The sequence below is a fragment of the Actinoallomurus sp. CA-150999 genome (genome assembly GCF_050942425.1).
GTDB lineage: Bacteria > Actinomycetota > Actinomycetes > Streptosporangiales > Streptosporangiaceae > Actinoallomurus.
Window position 1 is genome coordinate 2,756,223 of the sequence record NZ_CP192063.1, and the last position, 13,179, is coordinate 2,769,401.

Annotated in this window: 15 protein-coding genes; 10 read left to right on the forward strand and 5 right to left on the reverse strand. The window is 72.7% G+C overall.

Annotated elements, in window-relative coordinates; all coding sequences use genetic code 11:
• Positions 1-46: 46 nt before the first annotated feature.
• Positions 47-676, reverse strand: coding sequence for a TetR/AcrR family transcriptional regulator (locus ACQP2O_RS13125; RefSeq protein ID WP_433183514.1), 630 nt, complete (start codon positions 674-676; stop codon positions 47-49).
• 79 nt (positions 677-755) lie between these two features.
• Between ACQP2O_RS13125 and ACQP2O_RS13130 the strand changes: the two genes are divergently transcribed.
• Both ACQP2O_RS13130 and ACQP2O_RS13135 read left to right on the forward strand, forming a co-directional pair.
• Entirely contained in the window at positions 756-1,049 is a 294-nt protein-coding gene (locus ACQP2O_RS13130; RefSeq protein WP_433183517.1) for a hypothetical protein, read from the forward strand.
• Positions 1,046-1,201, forward strand: a complete 156-nt coding sequence (locus ACQP2O_RS13135; RefSeq protein ID WP_433183519.1) for a hypothetical protein — start codon at positions 1,046-1,048, stop codon at positions 1,199-1,201. Before ACQP2O_RS13130 ends, ACQP2O_RS13135 begins: the two co-directional genes overlap by 4 nt.
• On the opposite strand, the gene ACQP2O_RS13140 is transcribed toward ACQP2O_RS13135, so the two are convergent.
• From ACQP2O_RS13140 to ACQP2O_RS13155, 4 genes are all read right to left on the reverse strand, one after another.
• Complete coding sequence (locus ACQP2O_RS13140) at positions 1,202-2,263, reverse strand: acyl-CoA dehydrogenase family protein (RefSeq protein ID WP_433183522.1); 1,062 nt, start codon at positions 2,261-2,263, stop codon at positions 1,202-1,204.
• 42 nt (positions 2,264-2,305) lie between these two features.
• On the reverse strand, positions 2,306-3,679 hold the full coding sequence (locus ACQP2O_RS13145) for a threonine/serine ThrE exporter family protein (RefSeq protein ID WP_433183525.1): 1,374 nt from the start codon (positions 3,677-3,679) through the stop codon (positions 2,306-2,308).
• A 49-nt stretch (positions 3,680-3,728) separates the two neighbouring features.
• Positions 3,729-4,184, reverse strand: a complete 456-nt coding sequence (locus tag ACQP2O_RS13150; RefSeq protein ID WP_433183527.1) for a ferritin-like domain-containing protein — start codon at positions 4,182-4,184, stop codon at positions 3,729-3,731.
• A 229-nt stretch (positions 4,185-4,413) separates the two neighbouring features.
• On the reverse strand, positions 4,414-4,920 hold the full coding sequence (locus ACQP2O_RS13155; RefSeq protein ID WP_433183529.1) for a hypothetical protein: 507 nt from the start codon (positions 4,918-4,920) through the stop codon (positions 4,414-4,416).
• A gap of 168 nt (positions 4,921-5,088) precedes the next feature.
• Between ACQP2O_RS13155 and rimP the strand changes: the two genes are divergently transcribed.
• The 8 genes from rimP to truB all read left to right on the forward strand — a co-directional run bounded on the left by rimP (position 5,089) and on the right by truB (position 13,171).
• Positions 5,089-5,628, forward strand: coding sequence for a ribosome maturation factor RimP (gene rimP, locus ACQP2O_RS13160; protein ID WP_433183532.1), 540 nt, complete (start codon positions 5,089-5,091; stop codon positions 5,626-5,628).
• 11 nt (positions 5,629-5,639) lie between these two features.
• On the forward strand, positions 5,640-6,662 hold the full coding sequence (gene nusA, locus ACQP2O_RS13165) for a transcription termination factor NusA (RefSeq protein WP_433183535.1): 1,023 nt from the start codon (positions 5,640-5,642) through the stop codon (positions 6,660-6,662).
• 40 nt (positions 6,663-6,702) lie between these two features.
• Complete coding sequence (locus ACQP2O_RS13170; protein WP_433183537.1) at positions 6,703-6,942, forward strand: YlxR family protein; 240 nt, start codon at positions 6,703-6,705, stop codon at positions 6,940-6,942.
• A 120-nt stretch (positions 6,943-7,062) separates the two neighbouring features.
• Complete coding sequence (infB, locus tag ACQP2O_RS13175) at positions 7,063-10,188, forward strand: translation initiation factor IF-2 (protein ID WP_433183539.1); 3,126 nt, start codon at positions 7,063-7,065, stop codon at positions 10,186-10,188.
• A gap of 236 nt (positions 10,189-10,424) precedes the next feature.
• The gene (locus ACQP2O_RS13180; RefSeq protein ID WP_433191007.1) at positions 10,425-10,724 is read left to right on the forward strand and encodes a DUF503 domain-containing protein; all 300 of its coding nucleotides are present in this window, start codon (positions 10,425-10,427) and stop codon (positions 10,722-10,724) included.
• Between the two features lie 76 nt (positions 10,725-10,800).
• A complete protein-coding gene (rbfA, locus tag ACQP2O_RS13185; RefSeq protein WP_433183541.1) occupies positions 10,801-11,283 on the forward strand; it encodes a 30S ribosome-binding factor RbfA in 483 nt (160 codons plus the stop codon).
• A complete protein-coding gene (locus tag ACQP2O_RS13190; RefSeq protein WP_433183544.1) occupies positions 11,280-12,308 on the forward strand; it encodes a DHH family phosphoesterase in 1,029 nt (342 codons plus the stop codon). Before rbfA ends, ACQP2O_RS13190 begins: the two co-directional genes overlap by 4 nt.
• Positions 12,305-13,171, forward strand: coding sequence for a tRNA pseudouridine(55) synthase TruB (truB, locus tag ACQP2O_RS13195; RefSeq protein ID WP_433183547.1), 867 nt, complete (start codon positions 12,305-12,307; stop codon positions 13,169-13,171). Before ACQP2O_RS13190 ends, truB begins: the two co-directional genes overlap by 4 nt.
• Positions 13,172-13,179: the final 8 nt, after the last annotated feature.

A 13,179-nucleotide genomic window follows, 5' to 3' on the forward strand; every position in this document is an offset into this window, starting at 1 on the left:
CGCGCGCCGGCCCGCATTCCCGGCGGGCCGAGGGGTGTGGCCTACGTCACCGATCGTCTGCCCGCGGCATGATCTCGCCGAGGTGCCGGTGCAGCGTCGCCCGCATGGCCTCGGCGTCGAGCCGGCCGGGCTGCAGGACGCCGTGCAGCGCCAGGCCGTCGACCAGCGCGTACAGGCGTTCCGTCTCGACGTCCGGGTCCAGGCCGTCCCGGAGCACTCCAATCCGCTCGGCGGCCGCCAGCACCTTCCGGATCAGGCCGCGGGTCTCGTCGTACAGGCGCTCGGCGTGCGGTCTCAGCTCTTCGCGGGTGCGCGCGCTCACGGTGAAGGCCAGCCAGACCTCGGTCTCCTCGCGGCGTTCCGCGTCGAGCGGCAGCAGTTCGGCGAGGGCCGCCGCGAAGAGGGCGACGTGCCGGTCGGGGGGCGCGTCCGGGGCGGGTCGCGCGCGCACGTGTTCCATGAGGCGCTCGCCGGCGCGGTCCACGAAGTGCCGCATCGCGAAGATCATGATGTCGGACTGGCCCGCGAAGTAGTGCCGTACCGAGCCGATGGCCAGGCCGGCCTCGGCGGCGACGTTGCGCAGCGACGCGTGCTCCAGCCCGTCGCGGCGAGCGACGCGGAACACGGCCTCGGCGACCTCCTGGCGGCGGGCCTCTGGATCGACCTTCTTCGGCATGACGCCTTTGTAGCACCATCGTGCTAAATTCTTTTTAGCAGGGTCGTGCTAAAAACGCCGATCGGAGAGGGGAGTGATCGTGAGCACCGTCATGCATCTACTGCTGATCAGGTTCGCGCTCATCGTGGGAGCCGTCGTGCTGCTGGTCATCGTGGGGTTCACCGCGCTGATGATCCTCAAGCGCGGCGGCCGGCTGCCGGAGGCCCGCCGGGCCGCCGGACCGCTGCTGCGGGCGCTCGCGGAGGGCGACGGGCGCGACCGTCCGGCCGGTTCCGCGCGCGGTCGGGCCGGTGCGCGGCGGGCGGCGGCCCGCGCCGTCCTGAGATACCTCGAGGACGCCTCGGCGCGGGACGACCGAAGGCCGGACCGATGAGCCCGGGCCGGGCGGCGGACGGCGACGGGGATCAGATCGTCCGCGAACTCGCGATGGACCTCCTGATCAAGGCGGCGATCGTGGTCGTCGCGCTCATCGTCCTCGCAGTGGTGCTGACGATCATCTATCGAAAGGTCGGGACGCGGAGGTAGTCACAGGCCGGCGGCCGCGGCCAGCCGGGCGCGGTGGGACTCGGGACTTCCGAAGAGGCGCGCGGACGCGGTCGCCCGCTTGAAGTGCAGCTGGGCGTCGTGCTCCCAGGTGACGCCGATGCCGCCGAGGACCTGGATCGTCTCGCCCGCCGCGTGCAGGTACGCCTCGGCGCAGTACGACCCGGCGAGCGCGGCGTACACCGGAAGCGAGCCCGGATCCTCGTCGGCGACGCGCGCGGCCTCGTACGCCGCCGACCGTGCCGACTCGACGCGCAACAGCACGTCGGCGAGCCTGTGCTTGATCGCCTGGAAGGCGCCGATCGGCCGGCCGAACTGGACCCGGGTCCTCGCGTGCTCCAGGGCCGTCTCCAGGCAGCGTTGCGCGCCCCCGACCTGCTCGGCGGCGAGCGCGGTCAGGGCGACGTCGCGCACCCGCGTCAGGTCGCCGTCGATCCGCTCGGCAGGGGCGCCGTCGAACCGCAGGCGGGCCAGCCGCCGCGTCTGGTCGAGCGTCACGTACGGGGTCCGCGCGACGTCCGCGCCCCGGACCGCGTACACGCCGTCGCCTACCGCGCAGACGACGACGTCGGCGAGGTGCCCGTCGAGGACGTACGGCGCCGTGCCGGTCAGCCGACTTCCGTCCACGGTGAGGTCCCCGTCGTGGTCGTACGGCGCGGTGTCGGTCAGGCGGCCTCCGTCGACCGTGAGGTCCCCGTCGAGGACGACCGTCGAGATCAGGGAGCCGTCCGCGATCCCGGCGAGCAGCCGCCCGTCGCGCACGGCGTACGCCGCGAGGACCGCCGTGGCCAGGAACGGGACGGGGGTCAGCGCGCGGCCGAGCTCCTCGCACACCACGGCGAGCTCGGTGAGCCCGCATCCGGCGCCGCCGTGCTCCTCCGGGACCGCCAGCCCGGTCAGCCCGAGTTCGCCCGCGAGGCGCCCCCAGAGGGCCGCGTCGTGCGCGGCGGGGTCGGCCATGAGCCGCCGTACGGCCGTGGGAGGGCACTCCCGGGCGAGGAAGGCGCGGACGGTCGCTCGCAGCTCGTCGAGTTCGTCGCTCACCCCGCCGATAATAACCAAACGCTTGCTCAAGAAGGGAGGGTCTCAGTAGCCGCGCGTGCGGCGGGCGGCGGGGCGGGCGCCGCGGCCGGACGCGCCCAGGCCCACCCGCTGGAAGGCGCGCACGAACTCGCCGCCGAAGTTGACGCCGGCTCCGAGGGCCAGCGCGACGGAGATTCCGCCGATCAGGCTCAGCACGCCGTCCTGGGGCAGCCCGAGGTTCAGCTCGATCATGCCCCGGTACAGCGCCGTGCCCGGCAGTAGCGGCGCGATCGCGGGGACGATGTACGGGAGCGCGGGCTCCTGGCGCCGGCGGGCGATGAGGTTCCCGAGGAGGCCGACGAGGCCCGCGCCGAGCGCAGAGGCGAGCACCGGTGTCACGCCGGCGCTGCGGGCCAGGACGTACACCACCCAGATCAGCGCGCCGCCCAGCGCGGCCACGGCGAGCACGCGGCGGGGCACGGCGAGGGTGACCGCGAACGTCAGCGACACGGCCGCCGCGGCGATCACCGTCACCGGCAGCAGGGACGCGGGCGCGGTCGGCGGGTTGACGTCGACCGGGATCCCGAGGCGTACGGCGACGTACACGACCACGCCGAGCCCCGACACGATCGCCGCCACGATGAAGAACACCTCCAGCAGCCGGGCCCCCGCGCTGATCAGATCGCCGGTGATGCCGTCCTGGATGCTGGCGACCAGCGGCCGTCCCGGCAGGAGGGCCAGGACCGCCCCGGTGACGATGGCCGAGGCGTGGGAGGCCGGAGCGCCGATCGCGATCACCAGGGACGCGCTGGCGGCGCCGATGGCCGCGGCCAGGGTGAGCTGGAAGAACTCCGCGACGCCCCGGCGGGCCAGCGAGGCCGCCGCTCGGTCGCCCAGGACCGTCGCCACGAACGCCGTGCCGGCCACGAGCGGCCCGCCGCCGACCATGACACTGGCGGACGCGGCGATCAGGCCGAGGCTGAGGATGATCAGCCAGGCCGGGTACGGCGGCCGCATCCGCTTGATCTCCGCGAGTCGCCGGTGCGCCTCCTCGACGTCCAGCATGCCGAGAGAGGCCTCCTGGACGAGCGAGTGCAGGGCGACGAGCCGCCAGTAGGCGGGAAAGCGGCGCCGGATCGCGCGGCCCCCGGTCACCGGCAACGCGCCGTTGCCGGGGTGGACGTTGACCGTGATGACGGTGAAGGAGACCGCCACGTCGGCGCGCGGCAGCTCGTACGCGACGGCGAGGCTCAGCATCGACTCGTTCACGCGTTCGGTCGCCTCGCCGCTGGCGAGCAGCAGCTCACCGACCCGCAGGACGAGGTCGAGGGCGATCGGGGAGACGGCGTCGCCGGGCTCCTCCTCGACCGGTTCGGCGGAGTTCTCGCCGATCAACGTTCGCCATGTCTCTCGCAGTCGATTCGCCGCCGCGCCCATAAGTCAGCCCGTAACCCCCATATCGGTCGTCTCGGGCAGGTTACGGCATCTACTCGGTGGGTTTGGGGGAAAGGGCATTCGACGGGAGGCCCGGGAAGGCCTCCGTGGGCGCCGAGCCCCGCCAGCGGACCCCGCGCACCGCCGCCTCCTGCATCGCCTGAGCGGCGTAGCGGCGGAGATTCGGGTCGCTCGCCCCGGCGAGGATCGCGTACCCCGCGACCACGCCGTCCTCCAGCGTGGCGGCCAGCCGCGCGGCGCTGCTCGCCGAGGTGACCTTGAACGGCAGCCGGTACGCGGCCGCCGCGGCCACCGGACGGCCGCCGGCGGACTGGATGTAGCCGCGCAGCCGGTCGCGCCGGCTGCGGTGGGTGCTCCAGATCAGCGTGACGTTCTGCTGCTGCGCGGGCGCGACGTGGCCGCCGAGCACGCCGTAGCCGAAGATCGCGACGTGTTCGGCGGCGAGCGCCGCCTGCAGCGCCGCCACCGTGTCCTGCGCACCGCTCATCGCATGCCCCTCGCCGGTCCCCAGGACGCTCGGGAGCGTCGAGACCCGTCGCAAGTGCCTTCTGCCCGTCTCCGGGGTGCTCGGGAGCGCGGAGCGCTCGTGCCCTCCGCCCGTCTCCGGGGCGCTCGGGAGCGTCGAGACCCGCCGTAAGTGCCTTCTGCCCGTCTCCGGGGCGCTCGGGAGCGCGGAGATCCGCTGCCCTCAGGCGCCTCGTGCCACCACGGCTCGCTCATCGGGCCCCTCCCGCCAGGGCCTGGGCGTGGCCGGCCTCGCAGGCGCCGATGCAGGCGAGCAGCTGGGACAGCGCCGGGTCGGCCCGGCGGACGTCGTCGGCGCGGGCCGCGGCGGCCTTGCGCTCGGCGGACCGCAGCGCCGCGATGGCCCCGGACTCGCTCGCCGGCGCGGTGACCGTCTCCTGTGGGGCGGGCGTCGCGGTGCCGGTCTTCGTGCCGGGAACGTAGTGGCGCTGCAGGACGGCGAGATGCTGCGTGTGGTGATCGTGCAGCGGCTTGAGCCGGTCGGCCAGCGTCTTGTGCGCGCCGAGCACCGCCTCGTACAGGGCGATGAGGGACGCCTCGCTCTGGACGGCGGCGGTCAGCACCGTCACGTCGGGGCCCGGGGGCGGGGCCGCCGCCTGGCCCACACTGGTGCATCCGGCCATCGCGGTCAGCACCGCCGCGGAGCCGCCGAGCATCGCCGCGCGCCGCGTGGGACCCGGGAACCGCAGCGCGTCCAAGCGTGCCTCCGTTCATGATCTGATCGACTCCGCTGCGCAAGCATTCCACAAGGGTGTACCCGGCTGCTGGCGATGCGGGCACCCGGCCCCCTCGGCTGTGGATAGTCTTGGGGGCGGAGTGGGCGCATCGGGCGGCCACCGTCCCATCAGGCATGGAGGAGGGCCCACATGAGCGTGGACGGCCGCCGTGGCAGCGCTCAGGCGGGCCGGCGCGGATCCGGGCACGAGACCCGGGCCGCGCTCATGCGGCTGCTCGAACCCGTGATCGCCGGCGCCGGGTTCGATCTGGAGGACGTGATCGTGACCCCGGCCGGCAAGCGCCGGCAGGTGCGGGTCATCGTCGACGCCGACGGCGGAGTCAGCCTCGACGGCGTCGCGGACGTCAGCCAGGAGATCTCGCACGTCCTCGACGAAAGCGACGCGATGGGCTCCGGATCGTACGTCCTCGAGGTGACCTCGCCGGGCGTCGACCGGCCGCTCACCCAGCCGCGGCACTGGCGGCGCGCGGCCGGCCGTCTCGTCCGCGCGACGCTCACCGAGGGCGGAGAGATCACCGGCCGGGTCACGAGCGCCGACGACACGGCCGTCGTCCTGGACAGCGACGGCAGCGAGCACCGGCTGGGCTACGCCGAGCTGGCCCGCGGCCGGGTCCAGGTGGAGTTCAACCGCCGGGGCGACGACGACGGCGCCGCCGGCGACGAGGACTAGGGGGAGGCCTCGTGGACATCGACATGACGGCCCTGCGGAGTCTCGAGAGTGAAAAGGACATCTCTCTCGACCTCGTGGTCAAGGCGATCGAGGAAGCACTGCTCATCGCGTACCACCGGACCGAGGGCGCGGCGCCCAAGGCGCGCGTCGAGCTCGACCGGAAGAGCGGTCACGTCACCGTCTGGGCGACGGAGACCGATGAGGAGGGCGTCGGCGTACGGGAGTACGACGACACGCCGACCAATTTCAGCCGGATCGCGGCGACCACCGCGAAACAGGTCATCCTGCAGCACCTGCGCAACGCCGAGGACGAGCTGACGTTCGGGGAGTACGCCGGGCGTGAGGGCGACATCGTGGCGGGCGTGATCCAGCAGGGCAAGGACCCGCGCAACGTCCTCGTGGACCTGGGCAAGCTGGAGGGCGTCCTGCCCCCGGAGGAGCAGGTCCCCGGCGAGAATTACGACCACGGCGAGCGGATCCGCTCCTACGTCGTGCAGGTCAAGAAGGGGCACCGCGGACCGCTGGTGAAGCTGTCCCGGACCCACCCGAACCTGGTGAAGAAGCTCTTCGCGCTCGAGGTCCCCGAGATCGCCGACGGCACCGTGGAGATCGCGGCGATCGCCCGTGAGGCCGGTCACCGCACGAAGATCGCGGTGCGGTCCCGCAAGCCGGGGGTCAACGCCAAGGGCGCCTGCATCGGGCCGATGGGCAGCCGTGTCCGAAATGTGATGCACGAGCTGCACGGCGAGAAGATCGATATCGTCGACTGGTCCGACGAGCCCGCCGAGTTCGTCGGGAATGCCCTGTCGCCGGCGCGGGTTAACCACGTTGAGGTCGTCGACGCAGAGGGGCGGGTCGCGCGGGTCATCGTGCCCGACTACCAGCTCTCCCTGGCGATCGGAAAAGAAGGGCAGAACGCCCGTCTCGCCGCCCGTCTCACCGGCTGGCGGATCGACATCCGGCCCGACACGGAGACCGGATCTTCCTCCGAAGGGGAGCATGCGGCAGGTCCCGCAGACGCGTCGACGCGGTAGACTCATTAATCGTGGCCGAGCGGCCCCACAGCGCACGTGTGTGGGCTGTCGGGTTCGTACGGCCAAGTCCGACCTGCTGCGCCTGGTCGTGATCGAGGGCTCCATCGCCCCTGATCCGCACGGGCGACTGCCGGGCCGGGGCGCCTCCCTGCACCCTGACCTGGCATGTCTTGAGCTGGCCGAGCGTCGTCGGGCGTTTCCGCGGGCGTTCCGCCTGCCGGGGCCGCTCGACGTCAGTGCGCTTCGGCACTGGTTCGAGTCACAGCAGGACGGTTTGTAAGCGACGTCTAGTCGGAAGCAGGTCGAGATTGCTATGAGCGCTCGATGAGCACGCAGCGATGATTACCGCAAGGTAGCGACGGTCCGAGGACGCGTTTCCCCGGGCCGAGTAGGGAGTGCAGTGGCAAAGGTCCGGGTGTACGAGCTCGCCAAGGAGTTCGGTGTCGAGAGCAAGGCCGTCATGGCCAAGCTCAACGAGATGGGCGAGTTCGTCCGTTCGGCGTCCTCGACGATCGAGGCGCCGGTTGTACGCAGACTTAAAGAAGCTTTCGGTGGCGGACCGGCCAAGCCGTCCGCCGACAGAAGAGGCTCGGCCCCGGCTCCGAAGCCGGGTCCGCGTAACAGGCCGGTTCCGGGTCCGAAGCCGGCCGCGCCGAGGCAGGAGCCCAAGCCGGAGCAGCCCCGGCCGGAGATCCGGCAGGATCTGCGGCCCGAGTTCAAGGCGGAGGCCGCGCGCCCCGAGGCGCCGTCCGCGCCCGAGGCTCCGAAGCCGGGTCCCCGTCAGCCCGCGCCGGGTCCCGCGGCGCCCCGTCCCGCCCCGCAGGGCGGTGCCCCCGCCCCGCAGGGCGGTGCCCCCGGGCCGAAGCCCAGTCCCGGGCCCCGTCCGGGGCCGGCGGCCGGTCGTCCGGGTGGTCCTGGTCCGAAGCCAGGTCCGGGTGGTCCGCGTCCGGGTGGTCCTGGTGCCCCCGGGGGTTCCGGTGGCCGCGGCGGGGAGCGTCCGGCGACGCCCGGTCCGCGCCCCGGCGGGGGTCGTCCCCGTCCGGGCAACAACCCGTTCTCTTCGACCAACACGGGCATGGGTTCGGCGCCCAAGCCGGGTCCGCGCCCGGGTCCGCCCGGCCAGCGTGGCGACCGCCCCGCGGGTCCGCGCGGTGACCGTCCCGGTGGGCCGCGTGGCGACCGTCCGGGCGCCCCGCGTGGTGACCGTCCCGGTGGGCCGCGTGGCGACCGTCCGGGTGCGCCGCGTGGCGACCGCCCGGCGGGTGCTCCGGGTGCGGGCGGTCCTCGTCCGAACCCGGGCAGCATGCCGCCCCGGCCTGGAGGCCCGCGGCCCAGCCCGATGAACATGCCGTCCCGCCCGCAGCGGGACAGCGGTGGCCCCGGTGGTCCCGGCGGCGGGCGCGGTCGTCCCGGCGGTGGCGGCGGTGGCCGTCCCGGCGGCGGTGGCGGCGGCGGTCGTCCCGGTGGCGGCGGTCGTCCCGGTGGTGGCGGTGGCGGTTTCGGCCGTCCGGCCGGTGCCGGCGGCGGTGCTGGTCGTCCCGGTGGTGGCGGCGGCTTCGGCGGCCCGCGCCCCGGTGGCGGCGGTCGCGGCCGTGGTGGCACGCAGGGTGCGTTCGGCCGTCCGGGCGGGCGTCCGGCGCGGGGCCGCAAGTCGAAGAAGCAGCGGCGTCAAGAGTTCGACAACATGCAGGCGCCGGCGATCGGCGGCGTCCGCGTCCCGCGCGGCAACGGCAAGACCATCCGGCTGCCGCAGGGCGCCTCGCTGACCGACTTCGCCGAGAAGATCGGCGCCAACCCGGCGTCGCTCGTCGAGGTGATGCTGCACCTCGGTGAGATGGTGACGGCGACCCAGTCGGTCAACGCGGAGACGCTGCAGGTCCTCGGCGGCGAGCTGGACTACGACGTCCAGGTCGTCAGCCCGGAGGACGAGGACCGCGAGCTGCTCGAGTCCTTCGACATCGAGTTCGGCGAGGACGAGGGCGGCGAGGAGAACCTCGCGTCCCGTCCGCCGGTGGTCACCGTCATGGGCCACGTCGACCACGGTAAGACGAAGCTGCTCGACGCGATCCGCAACGCCAACGTGGTGGCCGGCGAGGCCGGCGGCATCACCCAGCACATCGGCGCCTACCAGGTCGCGACCGAGGTCGACGGCCAGGAGCGCAAGATCACCTTCATCGACACCCCGGGTCACGAGGCGTTCACCGCCATGCGTGCCCGTGGTGCCGAGACGACCGACCTGGTCGTCCTGGTGGTCGCCGCCGACGACGGGGTGAAGCCGCAGACCACCGAGGCCATCGACCACGCGAACGCGGCCGGCGTGCCGATCGTCGTCGCGGTCAACAAGGTGGACAAGGAGGGGGCGGACCCGCAGCGGGTGCGCGCCCAGCTCACCGAGTACGGCCTCGTCGCCGAGGAGTTCGGTGGCCAGACGCAGTTCGTCGACATCTCGGCGAAGCAGCGGCTGGGCATCGACGACCTCCTCGAGGCGATCGTGCTGACCGCCGACGCCGAGCTCGACCTGCGGGCCAACCCCGAGCAGGACGCGCAGGGCGTCGCGATCGAGGCGCACCTCGACAAGGGCCGCGGCTCCGTGGCGACCGTGCTCGTGCAGCGCGGCACGCTCCGGGTCGGCGACTCCATCGTCTGTGGTGAGGCCTTCGGCCGCGTCCGGGCGATGCTCGACGAGAACGGCAGCACCGTCGAGGAGGCGCTGCCGTCCCGTCCGGTCCTGGTGCTGGGCCTGTCGGCCACACCGGGCGCCGGCGACAACTTCATCGTCGTCGACGACGACCGGATGGCCCGGCAGATCGCCGACCGCCGTCAGGCCCGCAAGCGCAACGCCGAGCTGCTCCGCAGCCGCGGGCGTCGCACTCTCGAGGAGATGTTCAAGGACCTCGAGAAGGGCGAGGTGCAGGAGCTGCTCCTCGTCATCAAGGGCGATGTGTCCGGTTCGGTGGAGGCCCTGGAGGACGCGCTCCTCAAGATCGACGTCGGCGACGAGGTCGGTCTGCGCGTCATCCGCCGCGGTGTCGGTGCGATCACCCAGGACGACGTGAACCTCTCGCTCACGTCCGAGGGCACGGTCATCATCGGCTTCAACGTCCGTCCCGAGCGCAACGCTCAGGAGCTGGCGGACCGCGAGGGCGTCGACATCCGCTACTACTCGGTCATCTACCAGGCGATCGAGGAAGTCGAAGCGGCGCTCAAGGGCATGCTCAAGCCCGAGTTCGAGGAGGTCCAGCTCGGCACGGCGGAGATCCGCGAGATCTTCAAGGTGCCGCGCATCGGCAACGTCGCGGGCTCGATGGTCCAGTCCGGCACGATCAACCGCAACAGCAAGGCGCGTCTGATCCGCGACGGCGTCGTGATCTCCGACAACCTCACGGTGTCGTCGCTCCGCCGCTTCAAGGACGACGCGACCGAGGTCCGCGAGGGCTTCGAGTGCGGTATCGGGGTCGGCTACGGCGACATCAAGATCGGCGATGTCATCGAGACCTTCGAGATGCGGGAGAAGCCGCGGGTCTGACCCTCGCCCGAAGGCCTGGGACGGCCTGATTCCGAGACGGCGTGAGCCCACGCGGACCGACGAGGTCCGCGTGGGCTCCTGGGGCCTGTCTCGAAGTCCGGGTCCGTGGGACAGCGGGGCTTCGAGACAGGCCCTGGGTGGCGTGCGGCTCTGTCGCACGCCATCTCGCTGTCGGCCGTCCCTGCGCCGGTGACTGAAATGCGGATGACCGGAACGGATCGCGCGGGGTGACCGTTGTGTATGTGGGATCGCTGACTCTGGACCTTTTGCTCGGCGACGTACGCTCGCTCAAACAGAAGCGTGCCGTGGTCCGCCCGATCGTCGCCGAAGTACGGCGTCGGTTTCCGGCGGTCGCGGCGGCCGAGACCGGCAACCTCGACCTGCACCGGCGGGCGGAGATCGGCGTCGCGGTCGTGTCCGCCACGGCGGGCAACTGCGTCGAGGTGCTCGAGGCGTGCGAGCGTCTCATCGCCGGGCGGCCGGAGGTCGAGCTCCTGTCCGCCAGGCAGCGGCTCTTCAATGAGGAGGAGTCGTGAGTGACGTTCGCGAGGCATCGGTGAGGGCGCGCCCCGACCCAGGTCGGTCGGGCGGCGGAACGACAATGGAGGAACTGTGACCGACCCCGCGAGGGCTCGCAAGCTCGCCGATCGCATTCAGCAGATCGTCGCGGAGATGCTGGAGCGGCGGATCAAGGACCCGCGGCTCGGCTTCGTGACCGTGACGGACACGCGGCTGACCAACGACCTGCGGGACGCGACGGTCTTCTACACCGTGTACGGCAGCGACGCCGAGCGCGCCGACAGCGCCGCGGCGCTGGAGAGCGCCAAGGGCGTGATCCGCTCGGAGGTGGGCAAGCGCACCGGAGTGCGGCACACGCCCAGCCTCACCTTCGTGCCGGACGCGCTCCCGGAGAACGTCCGCCAGATCGACGACCTGCTCGCCAAGGCGCGCGCCTCCGACGAGCGGGTCGCCAAGGCGGCGGAGAACGCCCGGCCCGCGGGGGACGCCAACCCGTACCGGGAGACCTTGATCGAGGACGATGTTGACGAAACCGACAGCGACGGTGGCGGCGACGCGGGATACTCCCGGTCGTGAACTCCGCGCCGGGTAGGGTCCCAGCCATCGCCGCCGACGAGTGGGACAGGGCGGTCGAGTCGATCCAGCGGACCGACGAGGTGTGCCTCGCCTGCCACGTCTGTCCGGACGGCGACGCGCTGGGTTCGATGCTGGCGTTCGCGCAGGCGCTGCGCGCGCTGGGCAAGCCGTTCACGGCCTCGTTCGGCGACGCGTTCGTCGTGCCGCGGATCCTGCGCTTCCTGCCCGGCCTGGACCTGCTCACCGACCCGGCCGACTTCCCCGCCGAGCCGGACGTGATGATCACGTTCGACGCGGCGGGCAGCGACCGCCTCGGCAGCCTGGCGGCCAACGCCGGGAAGGCGCGGGAGCTGATCGTCGTCGATCACCACGCGTCCAACACGCGGTTCGGCACCACGCACCTGGTCGCCCCCGGCGCCGCGGCCACCGCCGTGATCGTCGAGGACCTCATCGACCGACTGGGCGTCCCGCTCACCCACGACATCGCGCTCGACCTGTACGTCGGCCTCGTCACCGACACCGGCTCGTTCAAGTACCGGTCCACGACCCCCGAGGTCCACGCCCTCGCACAGCGGCTGCTGGCGACGGGCATCCGGCCCGAGCAGGTCGCCCGCGAGGTCTGGGACCGCGCCCCCTTCGGATACCTGCCCGTGCTCGCGGCCGCGCTCGGCCGGGCCCGGCTGGAGCCGGACGTCGCGGACGGGCTCGGCATGGTCTGGACGACCGTGACGCGCGCCGACCGCGCCGCGCACGGCCTCTCGTACGACCTGCTCGAGGGCGTCATCGACGTCGTCCGCCGTACGGACGAGGCGGAGGTCGCCGTCGTCTTCAAGGAGGACGACGAGGGCGCCTGGCAGGTTTCCACGCGGTCCAAGGGCCGCATCGACGTCGGCATGGCCTGCGTGGCCCTCGGCGGCGGCGGCCATCCCACCGCGGCGGGTTTCACCCTGCACGGTGAGGTCGAGCAGGCCGTCGCCCGGCTGCGCGAGCTCCTGACTCAGATCGAGGTCGCCGCCCACTCATGAACGGACTTGTCATCGTCGACAAGCCGGCCGGCTGGACCTCCCACGACGTCGTGGGCAAGATGCGCCGGCTGGCGGGCACCCGACGCGTCGGGCACGCCGGCACGCTCGACCCCATGGCGACGGGCGTGCTGGTCATCGGGGTCGAGAAGGCCACCCGGCTGCTCGGACACCTGGCGCTCACCGAGAAGACCTACGAGGCCGTCATCCGCCTCGGGCAGTCCACCAACACCGACGACGCCGAGGGCGAGCCCACCGCGACCGCCTCGGCGGCCGAGGTGACCGAGGACGCCGTACGGAACGCCGTCGTGGACCTGACCGGGTCGATCGAGCAGATCCCCCCGCAGGTCAGCGCGATCAAGGTGAACGGCCAGCGCGCGTACAAGCGGGCCCGGGCCGGCGAGGAGGTCGAGCTCAAGCCGCGTACCGTCACCGTGTACGAGTTCGGGCTCGGCGACTTCCGCCGCGAGGGCGACCTGCTCGACGTGACCGCGACGATCACCTGCTCCAGCGGCACCTACATCCGGGCGCTCGCCCGCGACCTGGGGGCGGCCCTGGGCGTCGGCGGGCACCTGACCGCCCTGCGCCGCACCCGCGTCGGCCCGTACGACCTGTCGATGGCGCACACGATCGACCGGCTCTCCGAAGAGCTCACCGTGCTGCCGATGGAGGAGGCGGTCGCCGCCGCGTTCCCCCGGCTCGACGTCTCCGAGGACGACGCGCGGAAGATCGCGCACGGCGGCCGGCTGGCCGCGACGGGGCTCGGCCAGGGGCCCATCGGCGTCTTCGGCCCCGACGGCACCCTGCTGGCCCTGGTCGAGGAGCACGGTCCCGTCGCCAAGCCCATCGCCGTCTTCGTGTCCTGACGCGTCGC